The organism is Zarconia sp. (genome assembly GCF_057467645.1).
This window is the reverse complement of record NZ_JBRJXU010000049.1, coordinates 1-15,111: the sequence shown is the minus strand read 5'-3', so window position 1 is coordinate 15,111 and position 15,111 is coordinate 1. Positions and strand designations below refer to the sequence as shown.

Genomic DNA, 15,111 nt, shown 5'->3' with positions numbered 1-15,111 from the left:
AAGGGGACAAGGGGACAAGGGGACAAGGGGACAAGGGGACAAGGGGACAAGGGGACAAGGGGACAAGGGGACAAGGAAGAGGAGAATTCTTCAATTAAATGTTCCCCAAACCCCACACCCTACAACCCATCTCCCCTACACCCCACCAGAAGCTAATACTTTTGCGCGGCACTATACTGGCGTAGCGATCGAGCAATTTCCTCGACTTCGATGGGTTTGCTGATGTAGTCGTTCATCCCCGCTTCGAGACATTTTTCCCGATCGCCGCGCATGGCATTCGCCGTCATGGCAATAATCCAAGGGCGATGGAGATCTTCCCACTCCCGGTGAATTTGCCGAGTGGTTTCAAAGCCGTCCATTTCCGGCATTTGCACGTCCATGAAGACGATATCGTAGGACTGGTGGCGCAGCACTTCGAGGGCTTCTAAACCATTGTTGGCTAAATCGGCTTCATATCCCAAACGTTTGAGCATTCTCAGGGCAACTTTCTGATTGATTCGGGTATCTTCCACCAGTAGAATGCGCAAGGGCAACTTTCCAGAAAAGGATTCATCGATGACGTTGGGCGGTAGAGAAATCGGATGAAGCGGTTCGGCTGGCGTTTCCGTAATCGGCAGTTCTAAGTCCATCCAAAAGACGCTCCCTTCTCCCGGCTGGCTTTTAACGTGTAGAGTACTGCCCATCATCTCGATGAGTTTTTGCGCGATCGCCAAACCGAGTCCCGTCCCTTCACCGTTATAGCGCGTATTTTTCGCTTGCTCGAACGGCAGAAAGATTTTTTGGATTTCTTCGGGAGTCATGCCAATGCCCGTATCTTCAATTTGGAACCGAAGTTGGCATTGGGGTGGAGCACCATTTTGGGGTTGGGAAAGCGAGCCGAGATTTTCGACGCGAAACGTTACTCCGCCGGATTCGGTAAACTTAATCGCATTCCCGAGTAAATTAATCAGAACCTGTTGCAATCTTTTTCGATCGGCTTGTAGACCTTTCGGCAGAGAAGAACTCAGTTGATAGCGGAAGAAAATTTCTTTTTGTTTGGCTCTCACCTGACAGATTTCTACCACTTTTGTGAGAAAGTCTGGCAGACAAAGTTCGCCGAGTTCGAGTTCCATTTTACCGGCCTCGATTTTAGACAGATCTAAAATATCGTTAATCAGGGTCAGTAAATGGGCGCCAGATTGATAAATAATATTGATATTATCTAATTCTTCCGTCGTCACATTGGGGGAAGCCAACAAAATTTGAGCCAGGCCGAGAATGCCGTTGAGCGGCGTTCGCAAATCGTGACTCATGTTGGTCAGAAACTCGCTTTTGGCTTGATTTGCCGCTTCGGCTTCTTGCTTGGATTGTTGTAGTTGTCGGGTTAAATTTCGCAGCCGCAGTTGAACGTTAATGCGCGCTAAAACTTCTTCTTGCTGAAACGGTTTCGTAATATAATCAACCGCCCCCAGACTCAATCCTTTGACCTTATCCACCACATCGGAAAGCGCCGTCATAAAAATAACGGGAATCTCGTGGGTTTTCTCCCAACTTTTTAATTTGATGCAGGTTTCAAAACCATTCATCCCCGGCATCATAATATCGAGTAAAATTAGATCGGGAGATGCTTTTTCGAGTTTTTTGAGCGCGCTTTCTCCAGTTTTCGCCACGAGCACTTCAAAACCCGACTCGATCAGAAAATCTGACAAGACCTGAATATTGGTCGGAGTATCGTCAACAATCAGTACCTGGGGCTTTTGCATCTCGTCCATGGCGATCGAAAAAGTTTGGCAGTCGGTGGGGGTGACCCAATCGTATTCCCGATGAGTCAAATTGAGTTTAACGTTTTGGCATATGGGGTTCGATTAATTCTAGTATTGCTTCATCTTCAAACGATCGTGCAAGTTCGATGACCCGGTTGGCAAACGGCAAGAATCGCTTGTCGGACTGCCCCAGGCGAGTCGCTTCGCGTTTCATCCGTTCGATGTGACCGATTTGAGCGGCTTCGTACAGGGCGCGCATTCGATCGGGTGGAGGAATAACGAGGGCAGATTCTTCATCTTCTTGAAGATTGCCCGAAGGAGAATCGTTCCTTTCTAAGTTACCCCCTGCTTCATAAATCCATACTAAATCCAAATATTTTTGTAACTGTTCGAGCAATTGCGACTCCCGGACGGGCTTGGGGAGAAAATCGCTACAGCCGACCTCCCAACTCTTTTGCCGATCGAAATTAAATACGCTCGCACTCGAGGCAATGATAATCATCTCGGCTAATTCGGGCAACTGACGAATCTCTCGGGTCATCTCTAAGCCATCCATCACCGGCATGACGATGTCGGCGATAATGACGTCCGGCTGCCCCGAGCGCGCTTTTTCCAATCCCTCGAGTCCGTTGGTGGCTTGCTCGACTTCAAACCCCAAAGGTTCGAGAAAATCCACCAGTACCGCCCGATTCGCCACGCGATCGTCGACAACGAGTATTTTATGCCGGGGACCCTCGTAACCGTTAATCCCAACCGTCGCACTTTCGACTTCGATCGCTTGCCACGACTCGGCCGCGAGCAACTCAACCTCGAACCAAAACCGAGACCCGACGCCGGGAGTACTCTCGACGAGGAGTTCGCTATCCATCATCCGAACTAACTTCCGAGCGATCGCCAATCCCAGCCCGGTTCCCTCGACGTTCTGCGGTTGGACTTCTCCTTGCTCGAAGGGTTGGAAAATCCTTTGTAATTGTTCCGGGGTCATGCCGATTCCCGTATCTTCCACTTGAAAGCGAATTTTCACCGTCGATGGGGTTTTTCCCTCGGATGGATGTTCCCGATTGCCATCGGGAGTTTCCTCGGTATTGGGAGATGAATCAATTTCCCCAACTTTGAAGGTGACGCTGCCAGTTTCGGTAAACTTCACCGCGTTCCCGAGCAAATTCACCAGGACTTGTCGCAATCGCTTCTCATCGGCTCGTACCGCCGGGGGCAGGCGATTGAGCGCCTGATAGCTAAAATCCATTTCCTTTTGTTCGGCTTTGATGCGGCAAATATCGCTGACGCCTTTAAGAAAGGTATCCAAATGAAAATCGCGAAGGTGAAGTTCGAGTTTCCCCGCCTCGATTTTTGACAAATCCAACACGTCGTTAATTAGCGTGAGCAGATGAAAACCGCACTGTTCGACGATCTGGAGGCGATCGAGCTGCTTGGGTGTCGTGTCTCGATCTCGCTGTAGAATTTGAGCGTAGCCCAAAATCCCATTCAGGGGCGTGCGCAGTTCGTGACTCATATGGGCCAAAAATTCACTTTTAGCTTGGTTAGCGCGATCGGCGGCTTGTTTGGCTTTTTCGAGTTCGCGGGTGCGTTCGACCACTCGTCGTTCGAGTTCTTCGTTGGTATTTTGCAGGCGAATAAAAGCCGATTGCAGTTGAGCGGCCATTCGATTGAAAGAAATCGCCAGTTCTCCCAACTCGTCCGATCTCGTGAGTTGCACCCGACGCTCCCATCCCCCTTGGGCTAATTGTCTGGCCGCCGCGTTCAGCTGACAAATGGGATCGGTAATCCAACGTCCCGTCAGCACCCCCACGTAGGTTGCCACGGCTAAAGCCACCAGACATAGAGCGACCGTATTAACGGTATTTTGGCGAATCTGCTCCATGAAATCCACTTCGGGAATCACCACCACGCTCAGCCAATCTAACCCTCGATCGTCTTGTAAGAATCTCACTTGCACCCATTGTCGCGCCCCGTTCTTGACTTGAAAATTCAGCAGTTGTTCCTGTTGAATGGCATCCAAAGAACCGAATCGCTCGAGCAGATATTCCGTCGTCCGAGCAACTAGGGGGCTGGTGCTCTCGATCCCTTGCAAGCGCCGTCCTTCTTCCTCCTCGTCTTCCTCGCTCTCGGATAACTCCGTTTCTGCCTCTTCTGAGTCGCTGACAAAGAGCAATTCGGGTTTAGAAGTGGCCACCACTTCTCCCGATCGTTCGATAATAAATGCCTCTCCAGAAGGACTGATTTCGAGCTGACCGAGAAAATTCGTCAGTTGCGAGAGGGAAAACTCGGCACCCAACACCCCCCGCAGGCTACCGTTGTCATTGTAGATGGGGATTGCGGAGCTAATTTCGAGCCGCGCTTCGTCGGGTTCAAGATTGATGGGACTCCAGGTTGCTTGTTTCGCGTCGATCGCCGCTCGATACCAGGAACGCTCTCGCGCGTCGTAGGGGGTGCTTTGAAATCGCGTCATTCGCTCGCAGCGATCGTTGAGTTGGTAGATGTGGCGTTCTCCCCCGGTAGAGTCATCTCGGACTTTGACGACGATGCGATCGTCCTCCCGACGCTGAACCGCCATTACGTTACCGTCAGGGAATCCAAAAATCAGGTAATCCACCGGATTCGGTTGCTCGATTTGCTGCCAGAAATAGCATTGTAGAGATTGAAAGTCTTCGGGAACCAGCTTTTGAGCAGCAATCGTTGCCAGAATGCTTTGGTGAATTAGATACGGTTTTTGCAGGTAGTCTTGAGTCTGGAGATCGATGCGATCGGCGATCGAATGGCTCAATTGGGTGACCAGATCGTCCACGGCTTTGCGACCGCTGCGGAAAGACAACCACCCGACAATTCCCACCACCGCAAAAATTTGTAATAAGAACGGAACGACGATCGAAGTTCGCAGGGGGGTCCGTCGGAAAAAGTTAGACATTCAGAGTTCCGGAAAACGCAGTTGAGAGGAAATCGGGGTATATTTTCCCCGTTCGCCACTCGCGAGGCAAGAGCGCGATCGATTGCGGGGCTAAACCCATTATGAGCGATCGTCTCACCATCCAAGCGGGTCTGAGACATTTTTTCCCTCCCCTTAAGCCGTCAGCCGTACGCGAGCCAGAGTGAGGGTTTTACAGATTTCCAAAGCCTCAATGCTCGATGCCCGGGAAAACAAAGACATCTTTAAAATGTTAAGTATCGACCTAGACTTCGCTCCATCTTTTAGATAGATTGAAGTTTGCCCGTAGCCATCGAGTTTTCCATCATCGAGAAGCCCAGCCGATTTGCTAATATGCCACCCGAATTTCCCGAGCCACTTCTTGCCGAACAGCTACCTCTCAATATTCTGCTTGCAGAAGATATTCGCGTCAATCAAAAGGTTGCTCTGAGAATGTTTAAACGGTTGGGATACGATGCAGATTTGGCAACCAACGGCAAGGAAGCGATCGAAGCTCTGCACCGCCAGTCTTACGATGTCGTGTTCATGGACGTGCAGATGCCCGAGATGGATGGTTTTGAAGCCACGCGCGCCATTCGAGAAGAATGGCAAAACGACTCTCGTCCCTGGATTATTGCCATGACGGCCAATGCCATGCGCGGCGATCGGGAAAAATGCCTGGAAGTGGGAATGAACGACTATATTAGCAAACCCATTCAAATCGAAGCGATCGAGCGATCGCTTCGTCAATTTGGGGAATTATCTTAACGTCAGGTGCGGGAATCGGGAACGGGGAACGGGGAATCGGGAATGGAGACAAGGGAGGCAAAGATCGTTCGTGGGTTGATTACATCATTGTCCGGCATGGTCCGGCATTGTCCTCAGCGCTAGGCGCGGTTGCTATACAATCTAAAATCTCCCACAATCGGAAATCTACAATCTAAAATTTCACCTCAACCGTGTTTCAAGCCACCCGTCGCCGCCTTGCCATCTGGTATACCACCGTGACCGCGATTTTGCTGCTTTTATTTGCGACGGGGGTTTATCTTTACGTGCGTCAAACCCTCATCGAACGCATGGACGACACCCTCAAACACGTTGTGGAAGTGGTGGAACGATCGCTCGTCGTCGAACCGCTACCGACCTCTAATGCTGAGTATCGCGTGAATATCGAAGCCAGTTTTCGCGACAATGCCGAAACCCTAGATGACGATCGCATCGATCTCGAATGGTTCGATGCTGCGGGAGTGCTAGTCTGGTCTACCTTCAAAGAACCCCTGCAAATTCCCCTGCAATCCGGTCGTCACGGTCAAACCGTGTACCCTCCCCAGGGGGAGTCCGATGGCAACTATCATTTTGGGGCCTTGCGTCAAGTGAGCGATCGCGTGGAAGTGGATCTCCAAGTTCTGGGCTATTTGCGCGTCAGCCATCCGTGGTTTGAGGTGACCAAACCCAGCCGCCAGTTTATTTGGGATTTATTTTGGGGGACGAGTTTGATGTTGGTGTCGGTGGCACTCAGTGGTTGGTGGCTGTCGGGGAAAGCCATGCAACCGGTTGGAGAGTCTTACGAACGCTTAAAACAGTTTACCGCCGATGCCTCCCACGAACTCCGCTCTCCGATTTCAGCCATTCAAACCAACGTCCAAGTGGCCCTGGCCGATCCGGATTTAGCCGCTGGACCCTACCGAGGGCAACTGCAAGCCATCGAACGCCTCACTCGCCGTTTGGGACGGTTGGTGGACGATTTATTATTTTTGGCGCGACAAGATAGCGGCATGGTGGTTCCCCAGCAAAAACAGGTGTTTCTGGATGCGCTGTTGGTGGAGGTGGTGGAGGAGTTGCAGGCGATCGCTGCCGAACAAGAGATCGCGTTGTGCTTGGAAATCGTACCGCCGCCTCACGAGGATGGGTTGACCCTCGACGATATCGATCGGGCGTTTGCCCTCTGGGGAGATGAAAATCAGCTCGCTCGACTCTTGACAAATTTAATGGAGAATGCGTTGCAATACACCCCAACCCAGGGAGAGGCGATCGTCACCCTCCAATGTATTCGCGCGATCGGTAAAAACGGCTCCCATCGCGACCCTCGTCAGTTGCAAGTCACGGTAAAAGATACGGGGATTGGAATTCCAGAAGAGGCGATCGAGCGGGTGTTCGATCGATTTTACCGCGTCGATCCCGCCCGCAGCCACGGGATGGAAAGGTTTGCTCGAGCGACCTCAGCCGGATCGGGGTTGGGACTGGCGATCGCCCGGGCGATCGCCACGAGTCACAACGGTTGGATCGAAATGACCAGCCAACTCGATCTCGGAACGACCGTGACGGTTACCTTACCCCAAGAATCCGGTTCCGTTGTGGGATAAGCCCCAGTTTCCCAACGCTTCTTAGTCGATCCGGGAAGGGGCACGGCAAGAGTGAACCTGTTATATAATAAAGGTCTGCAATTTTGATTTTCGCTACAGGGTTAGATTGGTTTTCGACTAGGTCTCCCCTATGCAGAATCGCTAAAGATAAAAGCTGGAGGCTTTTTGAATGTCAATCTATATAGGTAACCTCTCCTACGACGTTACCCAAGAGGACCTAAATGAGGTCTTCGCGGAGTACGGCGCCATCAAACGGGTGCAACTCCCTACCGATCGGGAGACCGGTCGCCCGCGAGGGTTTGGTTTTGTCGAAATGGAAACCGAAGAGGAAGAACAATCGGCGATCGATGCTCTCGATGGTGCTGAGTGGATGGGACGCGTCCTGAAAGTCAACAAAGCCAAGCCTCGGGAAGACAGGAGACCTAGTGGTGGTGGCCGTCGGTCCTGGTAACCTCGGTCTTTTAAAACCGTGCCTTTCGGTCTTCAATCAGGCCGAAAGCTCTGTTAATTTCTGAAGCTTTGGCACTCTCTTCAGTTACCGCAGGTGGGTCAACAAATTGTCGAGCCCACCCAAAAATGTTTCACGTTGTCTAACGTTCTAGTTCAATTCATTATTAGGTTTAAGGAGGATACAGTATGACCCAAGTCATCCCAGGAGAAAACGAACCCCTGGAGTCTACTCTACGTCGATTTAAGCGCGAAGTATCTAGGGCCGGGATTTGGGCAGATATGAAAAAAAATCGCCATTTTGAGACCCCGATCGAGAAGCGCAAGCGTAAAGCTTTGGCACGTCGCCGGAAAAAGTTTCGCCGCACTCGCAGAACTATGGCTGGGTAGCCGCATTTTTCAATGGATCGATCGAGAAACGAAAACAGCAAGCAGTAACTCGATCGACATTTGGGAAAACCCCATTGCTTTTTCGATCGGTTGATGTTGATTTTAACCCAACGATTTTCAGCCAATCCCCAAACCCCCGCCTCTTTAACCCTGTCGCTCACGGCCTACGAACGAACTCGCAGCCGTCGTCGGGTACAAACTGATGAAGGGGAAGTTGCTCACCTGCAACTTCCCAGGGGGACGGTTTTGCGGGATGGTGACTTACTTAAATCCGAAACAGAAGACACCTGGGTGCGAGTGGTGGCGCAACCGGAATCGGTGTTCACTATCAAAGCCCCAACCCCCCTCAAATTGTTACAAGCTGCCTATCATTTGGGCAATCGCCACGTTCAGCTCGAAATTCACCCAACATATCTACGCCTTTCTCCCGATCCGGTCTTGAAGCAAATGCTCGAACAGTTGCAAGTGGAGATTCTCGAAGAAGTCGTGCCCTTTCAACCGGAAATCGGCGCTTACGGACACCACCACCTTTAGTCTGCGGTGCGATCGTGTTACCCACCGAACCCGAGTCAACTCGAGATTTTTCTCTGCTATACCTCTTGCAACTGGCGAGTCCGGCACTCCCGGTTGGTGCGTACAGTTATTCTGAAGGACTCGAAACGCTCATCGATCGCCAAACGATTACCGATGGAGACCGCCTCGCTGACTGGATCGAACGAGAACTCCGTTTTGGGGCCATTCGTCTCGAAGCAGCGGTGATGCTGCGCGGATATCGGGCGGCAACGACCTCAGATGCTTCCGGGTTAGCCTATTGGAACCAATGGCTTTCGGCCGCCAAAGAAACCGAAGAACTGCGCCATCAAAGCTGGCAGATGGGCAGCGCGTTACGCCGATTGGCCATCTCCCTACACCCATCCCTCGAAGATGCCATGGGCGCATCGGGAACCCCTTGCAATTTTGCGATCGCCTTCGGAATTCTCGCTGCTGGCTGGCAACTCGACGAGAAAGCGGTGCTCCAGGCGTACCTGCAAAGCTGGACGACAAATATCATCGGCGCGGGTATCAAATTGATTCCCCTCGGTCAAACTCTCGGTCAACAGCTTCTCGTGCAACTGTACCCCGAGATCGACAGCGCCACCACCAAAATTTTCACTCTGGAAGACGATGACCTCGTCAGCTGCGGGTGGGGTTTAGCTCTGGCAAGTATGGCTCACGAAACCCTCTATTCGCGCTTATTTCGCTCTTGAAGCCCCCTCAATCTTCTCTCGAACCCAAAAACCTCACAATGTCCATCCGGCAAACACTGCAAGACTACCGCGCAGGTATGACCCTGTACGATCGCTGCCACAAACCGACTTTAGCCGCTCGATGGCAAGCCCTGGCAGACGAATGGAACGAATTTACCCAGTGCCCTAGTTTTGATGAAGCCTGGGATATTCTTCATTCTGCAGGTCGAATCGCGTGGAGCTTGACGGGGATTCCATTTCAACTACTGGCTTGGCCGACGGTCGTTAAGCACGCTCGACGATTTGCCCAACGTGGATGTATTCGCAGCGCGCGCAACTGCCGGGGAGATTGCGCGAGTACCAAGGCTCGATAAACCCCTACGGTGAACCTTTTTGGAGGAGATAGAAAAATTTTTGGGAAAAGGTGTTGACAATGCTCTGAATATTAGTTAACGTAGTAAAGGCTTGAGAAACAAGCCCCCATCGTCTAGAGGCCTAGGACACCTCCCTTTCACGGAGGCGACGGGGATTCGAATTCCCCTGGGGGTACTCAAGCAAAGGTTATAAAAGAGAGAGTATACAACTAGTATGCTCTCTTTTTTTTATTTTCAAATCTAAAAAATTTACTGCTACAGTTTTGAGCAGACATCTGAATCCCGGTGAGACGACTTAAGCAAAACTGACGTTAGAGATAGGGTGCGTACGGAGACGCTACGACTCACTCCGAGCGGACGCGCGCTCTTTTGCGCGATCGCCCCCGTATTTGTCGCCGTATGTCCTGGAACTGCTTGCTGATTTGCCAAGGAAGATCCCGATGACTGAGCTGTTCGTATAAATCTGGCGGGATATCGGTTTCTAATTCTTCTAGCGACCCCAGGAGTAAGCCGATCGCAGTAATTGACCGATAGTCGTTGGGATCGAGATTTTGGAAGTCGACACTTCGCAGGCGAATGAGAATGGGTTCGATAACCTCTTCCACATTTGCCCTTGCTAGGTATAGAGGTGTGAAAAATCCATAATCTTCACGGGTTAAAACCGCATCGAGCAAATATGGAACCCCTTCTTTCGATTCCAAACCGAGAAGAATCAGCGCACACAGCAGCTTGACTTCCGAATCCTTCGACTCTCGAAAGAGTGTTTTCACATGGGGAAGCGCGATCGAACCGAAACGAGAGATTCGCTCTGCAATTGGGAAGCGATCGGGTCCTCGTCTGAGAGCATCCACGGCTTTGACGACCAAAACGTTGGCGATTTCGATCGCTTCCTCGATAGCCAGACCTTGCAGTTCGATTCGATCGGACTCTAAGTTCTCCACCACGGATTGGAGATCGATGTTATAGAGGTTCTCAAGTCTCTGAGATTGAGACTTTTGCCCTTTTTTCCTTCCCCCTTTCCCCTTGCTAGTCATCGGCGTGCCTCACGAAGTGGAAGAACTGTGATGTTCGCTCCCTACAATCGACCCACCAGAGATTCGATCGCCTCAGTATCCGTCGGCAGGGCTGCGGTGAGAACTTCCGATCCCTCTTCTGTCACCAATACATCATCTTCGATGCGAATGCCGCGCACGTCGGCAAATTGAGCCAAACGCTCCCAATTCACCACTTCCCGATACTTCTCCCGATTTTGGGGATCGTTGAGAATGCCGGGAACTTGATAGAAACCCGGTTCGATCGTCACCAGCATCGATTCTTGCAGGGGGCGATGCAGGCGTAGGAAGCCCAATCCAAACCGCTTGCTCCTCGCTCGTCCTTTCTCGTATCCAGCCCAATCCCCCAAATCTTCCATATCGTGAACGTCCAAACCCAGGATATGACCGATACCGTGGGGGAAGAAGAGGGCGTGGGCATCCATTTCCACCAAGTCTTCGGGGTGGCCCTGCAAAATTCCCAAATCCACCAAACCTTCGGCCAGAATTCGGGCCGCGAGCAGGTGAATGTTGCGATATTCGATGCCGGGACGCACCGCCTCGATCGCCCGATCGTGGGCAGCGAGCACCACCTGATACAAATCTCGCTGGGTGGAAGAAAACTTGCCATTCACCGGCCAAGTGCGGGTAATATCGGCCGCCCAGCCGTTGGGGGTTTCCGCACCGACATCGGCCAGCAACAAGTCTCCCGACTTCAGGGGATGATGGTACGCCTCGTTGTGCAGCACCTCCCCGCAAACGGTAACGATACTGTTGTAAGCGCAGGTCATGTTATGGCCGATAATGACCCCTTCCATTGCCCCGCGTACCTGGGCTTCTGTCGTGGCGTTGGCAGTTGCAGCCATCCCCGCTTTGTGGGCTTCGACGCTGACGGCTGCGGCTTGGCGCAATTCCGCCAGAGCTGCGGCATCGTGACGCAGGCGCAGAGCGACGATCGCCCGCACTAATTCTCGATCGATTCCCTGGGGTTCCGTGGGAGAGGAAAGCGATCGCCCGAGAATATGGGCTTGTTCGGCGGCAAGTCCGGGTAGGGGAACCGTCGCCGCCCCAGTCGATCGCGAAGCCAATTCCACTAAAGGAAGCGCCGCATCGGCCCCGATGAGACGGGCGATTTCGTGGCGTTTGGGCATTTCCCCGTGCCACAGCGCGTCTCCAGGGGCGGGATCGTCCATAAATAGTTCCAGCTTGCCCCCCTCTAGGCGAATGGCAGCATTGGGGATGGGAACGCCGCCAAAGTAGAGAAAGTGGCTGCTGGCGCGAAAGGGATATTGATTGGCCCGGAAGTTGCGCGACTGCCGCCGTCCGGACCAGAGAATGATGGGAAACTCGATGTGTCGAGCGAGTTGGGTGCGCCGTTCCCGGAGGGTGGTTTCCAAGGCACGATCGCGAAATGTATCGGACGGGTACTTACTGGTGATGAGCATACTGAAAACGGTCAAACCATTTTTAAGCCATTTTGGGCTGAGATTCGGAGATCGGCTTCGATCGAGGGTAACTTGAGTGGGTTACCCCCACAGCTTGCCCGTTCCTCCGAGTTTCTGCGCGCCCAAAATGGCAGAACATCCTATTTTTCTATGGTAAAAGGTTCGTCCGATCTTGGACGCCCGGACTTGTGGCAGTCGATCGAACCGGTTTCACGTGCGATCGCGATCGCACTCACCATCGTAGAAGTATCACGGGGTAGGGGAGCGAGGATCGCGTCGCAACCCGATCGTTTTCATCGGTTTGTCAGGAAGCGGTCACTTCTTATTTTTTCTTTCCAGGAGATGATTAACATTATAGAAACCTTTTGCTGCCGAGGTTCTACGTTCTTAAGTCTGCGTTTTCCAGGGCGTAGGTTCCCAGCGTCAGTGTTTCTATCTTCTCTATCCCTGGTTCCAAAATTTGTGATTCAGAAATTGATTCTTGGTGCTCACTCTACTTGAAAGTGTCTCATGATGTATTCCTTGACCCCGATCGTCCAAAAAATCCTCGCCTCCGGTCAAATTACCCTGGCCGACCGACAGGCACTCGCCAACGCCGCCCGATCGGAAAATCCCATGGCTGCCAACGAGCAAGTTGAAATTCGCAAAGTGTTCGAGCTGCTCCAAAGAGGCTCTCTACGAGTGGTCGATTGAGGTTTGGGGGCGATCGGGACTTGAGTGCTGCGTTTTATTGCTCGGTTCGATAAAACTGCGCTCGTCTCTTTGAATTCGGTAGAAACCCCGATCTAGAAATGACTCGATCTGGGTTTTTTTCCAAGAGAGAGCAAACGGGTTAAACGTCGATTGCCCCAGTTCGAGCGACCCTATGGTTAAAGAAACGGACGGGCGAGAACTAAACAGGCGATCGATTTCGCATCCACCGGTTCCCCCGCCCGAATCGCATCTTCGAGTTGACTCGGTGTCATTAACACCGTTTCCATATCCTCATCGGCATCTTGCTGGGGAGGAGTTTCCAGTTTTTCCAACTCTCGGGCCAGATACACGTAAATGACTTCGTCAGAGTAACCGGGGGCAAGGAAAAATTGCCCTAAATTCTTCCATTCTTTCGCGCGATAGCCCGTTTCTTCTTGAATTTCGCGCTCGACGGTTTGGGCGGGATCTTCGTTCGGTTCTATGGTTCCTGCGGGAAACTCCAGCAATCGACCGCGAACGGCAAAGCGATACTGCCGCACTAGCACCAGTTGCCCGTCAGCAGTCACGGGAATCGCCACCGCACCGCCGGGATGCCGGATACATTCCCATTCCCCTTCCGAACCGTTGGGAAGGCGCAGGCGATTGACATCGAAGTTGAATCGACGACCTCGGTAAAACATTCGCTGCTTGAGAATTTGCGGCGGTTCTTGACCTGGAAGCATAAGTGTTGATGTGTTCTGTTACAAGGTTTGCTCCGAAAGCTCTACAGTTTCAAAACCGTAGAGCGTGTTTTGTTTTGGGTTTGACCCTCGTTCGGGGATGGACTGACACCCGTTGAATGGGGTTCGTTCCAAGCCTAGAGGGCGATCGCCCGATTGGATTCGGGTTGTTTTTTGTCAATATAGCGCCCCCTGTTTCCCCGATCGCATCCTAAATCGGTCGGATACCCGAACGATCGACTCCCAGCAACAGTTGAGCGATCGTCTTTCCCGAAACCGGTTCGATCCTCTCCGGTGCAATCTCCGCCAGGGGTACGAGGACGAAAGCCCGTTCTCCCATCCGGGGGTGGGGAATTTGCAAGGTTGGGGTATCGAGAATTAAGCGATCGAATAATAACAAATCCAAATCCAGGGTTCGCGGTCCCCAGTGTTGACTGCGCCGACGACCGAAATCTGCTTCGATTTTCAACATAATATCGAGCAGTTGGTGAGGGGGAAGGCAGACTTCTAAAGTCACCGCACCGTTCAAATAATCCGGTTGAGGCGGACCCACGGGTGCCGTGCGATACCAACTCGATCTCCCGGTGACACAGATACCAGGAGTCGCATTCAGGCGATCGATCGCCAGATCGAGTATCTGGCGGGAATTGCCCAGATTGCTGCCCAGGGCGATCGCTGCTAAGGATGAAGATTTGCCCATTTACCGCTCCTTTGGGCGTACCGAACGTTCGATGTTGAAATCAGTCATATTTCTCGATCTCGGCAGTTGGCTCGATCGAGAAACTGCTTAACTAGGGGAGTTTGAGGGGTGATAAGTCCCCTTCGGGTTCGCCAGTTGCTCTACTCGGGACGGTGAGAAGCGACCTCCGGTTGCGCCGTCCGTCGAGTGAGCGCGTCTGTTGCAGCAACCCTCATGAAAATTAAGAGGTTCAATGCCTCGAAAATTTTCAACCAACACGTTTTTCTTTTCCGGAATGTCCATACTTTGTACTGTAGACTAGTAATAGTTGGAGCTAATTGCTCGACTCACTCGACTGACTAAGAGGCAACCGTAGCGGTATAAATGTACTCGGCAGAGATCGGGGAATAGGCGGAGTCACTGGAGTAGAAGCCATACTTAGCCTCGCGTAAAACCGCAAAAACCCACACACATCTAAATAATTTTTCGCCTTGGGAACCAGGGCGACTGCCGGGTTAGAGACTTGCTCTCTATAGCTGTAAGTGCCGAGAAATCGAGCCAAACCAGTGGACGCTGTGTAAGACCCAATCATTTTCGGGTGAAAGGGCAACGGCGGATGAAACCGGAAGCCAGCGCTCTGAAGTAGAGGAGCGTCTGGTAGTTCACATCACCATTATTGTAGAAGAACGTCAGCTTTGGAGAAGAGGTATTCTGCGAGGGTGGGGTTTGGGGTTTGGGGAATAGAAAAGCGTCATCGTCGATTCTGGTGAGTCAGAATATGAGTGTTCGATCGAACACCTCAATCTCATTTTGGAGAATCGCTCTTTCTATCCCACCCCCTTTCTCGGAACTTCAGCCCCGCTGGGCATTACCACCAGCACCATTAACCCCTGGAGTTTAGACGAACGCCAGTGCGCGGATCGGCATAGAGTCGGGAAGTTGGAGTCATGTTTGAGCTTCTAAGTGTGGTAACTTTTCAGCTTATATCATGTTCTACTTCCCTCCTGGCTTAAATTTCAGCCCACAAATTTCACAATTGAGCGATCGCTCAATTGTGGAAGAGCTACAGGGTAAGTGTT

Annotated in this window: 14 protein-coding genes and 1 tRNA gene; 9 read left to right on the top strand and 6 right to left on the bottom strand. The window is 51.9% G+C overall.

Going from position 1 to position 15,111, the window contains the following annotated elements; genetic code table 11:
- Positions 1-152 precede the first annotated feature (152 nt).
- Both AC2215_RS06935 and AC2215_RS06930 read right to left on the bottom strand, forming a co-directional pair.
- Positions 153-1,811: a response regulator gene (locus AC2215_RS06935; protein ID WP_486809235.1), complete on the bottom strand. Its 1,659-nt coding sequence runs from the start codon at positions 1,809-1,811 to the stop codon at positions 153-155.
- A 7-nt stretch (positions 1,812-1,818) separates the two neighbouring features.
- Positions 1,819-4,668: a hybrid sensor histidine kinase/response regulator gene (locus AC2215_RS06930; protein WP_486809234.1), complete on the bottom strand. Its 2,850-nt coding sequence runs from the start codon at positions 4,666-4,668 to the stop codon at positions 1,819-1,821.
- A 297-nt stretch (positions 4,669-4,965) separates the two neighbouring features.
- Between AC2215_RS06930 and AC2215_RS06925 the strand changes: the two genes are divergently transcribed.
- From AC2215_RS06925 to AC2215_RS06890, 8 genes are all read left to right on the top strand, one after another.
- Positions 4,966-5,433: a response regulator gene (locus AC2215_RS06925; RefSeq protein ID WP_486809233.1), complete on the top strand. Its 468-nt coding sequence runs from the start codon at positions 4,966-4,968 to the stop codon at positions 5,431-5,433.
- A gap of 191 nt (positions 5,434-5,624) precedes the next feature.
- Positions 5,625-7,028, top strand: a complete 1,404-nt coding sequence (locus AC2215_RS06920) for a sensor histidine kinase (RefSeq protein WP_486809232.1) — start codon at positions 5,625-5,627, stop codon at positions 7,026-7,028.
- Between the two features lie 169 nt (positions 7,029-7,197).
- On the top strand, positions 7,198-7,479 hold the full coding sequence (locus tag AC2215_RS06915; RefSeq protein ID WP_486809231.1) for an RNA recognition motif domain-containing protein: 282 nt from the start codon (positions 7,198-7,200) through the stop codon (positions 7,477-7,479).
- 185 nt (positions 7,480-7,664) lie between these two features.
- Positions 7,665-7,865 carry a 30S ribosomal protein S21 gene (gene rpsU, locus AC2215_RS06910; RefSeq protein ID WP_264319894.1) on the top strand — a complete coding sequence of 67 codons (201 nt, stop codon included), beginning with the start codon at positions 7,665-7,667 and terminating at the stop codon, positions 7,863-7,865.
- Positions 7,866-7,958: 93 nt separating this feature from the next.
- Complete coding sequence (ureE, locus tag AC2215_RS06905) at positions 7,959-8,399, top strand: urease accessory protein UreE (RefSeq protein WP_486809230.1); 441 nt, start codon at positions 7,959-7,961, stop codon at positions 8,397-8,399.
- 14 nt (positions 8,400-8,413) lie between these two features.
- Positions 8,414-9,112: an urease accessory protein UreF gene (locus AC2215_RS06900; protein ID WP_486809229.1), complete on the top strand. Its 699-nt coding sequence runs from the start codon at positions 8,414-8,416 to the stop codon at positions 9,110-9,112.
- A 38-nt stretch (positions 9,113-9,150) separates the two neighbouring features.
- On the top strand, positions 9,151-9,465 hold the full coding sequence (locus tag AC2215_RS06895; protein WP_486809228.1) for a hypothetical protein: 315 nt from the start codon (positions 9,151-9,153) through the stop codon (positions 9,463-9,465).
- A gap of 102 nt (positions 9,466-9,567) precedes the next feature.
- A tRNA-Glu gene (locus AC2215_RS06890) sits at positions 9,568-9,640 on the top strand.
- Positions 9,641-9,809: 169 nt separating this feature from the next.
- On the opposite strand, the gene AC2215_RS06885 is transcribed toward AC2215_RS06890, so the two are convergent.
- Together AC2215_RS06885 and AC2215_RS06880 are read right to left on the bottom strand one after the other, a co-directional pair.
- Positions 9,810-10,499 carry a hypothetical protein gene (locus tag AC2215_RS06885; RefSeq protein ID WP_486809227.1) on the bottom strand — a complete coding sequence of 230 codons (690 nt, stop codon included), beginning with the start codon at positions 10,497-10,499 and terminating at the stop codon, positions 9,810-9,812.
- A gap of 41 nt (positions 10,500-10,540) precedes the next feature.
- Positions 10,541-11,941 (bottom strand): aminopeptidase P family protein, encoded by a 1,401-nt coding sequence (locus AC2215_RS06880; RefSeq protein ID WP_486809236.1) that lies wholly within the window; start codon positions 11,939-11,941, stop codon positions 10,541-10,543.
- 510 nt (positions 11,942-12,451) lie between these two features.
- On the opposite strand from AC2215_RS06880, the gene AC2215_RS06875 reads away from it, so the two are divergent.
- Positions 12,452-12,634 carry a hypothetical protein gene (locus AC2215_RS06875; protein WP_486809226.1) on the top strand — a complete coding sequence of 61 codons (183 nt, stop codon included), beginning with the start codon at positions 12,452-12,454 and terminating at the stop codon, positions 12,632-12,634.
- A 176-nt stretch (positions 12,635-12,810) separates the two neighbouring features.
- On the opposite strand, the gene AC2215_RS06870 is transcribed toward AC2215_RS06875, so the two are convergent.
- Positions 12,811-13,356 (bottom strand): NUDIX hydrolase, encoded by a 546-nt coding sequence (locus tag AC2215_RS06870; protein ID WP_486809225.1) that lies wholly within the window; start codon positions 13,354-13,356, stop codon positions 12,811-12,813.
- A gap of 208 nt (positions 13,357-13,564) precedes the next feature.
- Complete coding sequence (gene folK, locus AC2215_RS06865; RefSeq protein WP_486809224.1) at positions 13,565-14,053, bottom strand: 2-amino-4-hydroxy-6-hydroxymethyldihydropteridine diphosphokinase; 489 nt, start codon at positions 14,051-14,053, stop codon at positions 13,565-13,567.
- Positions 14,054-15,111: the final 1,058 nt, after the last annotated feature.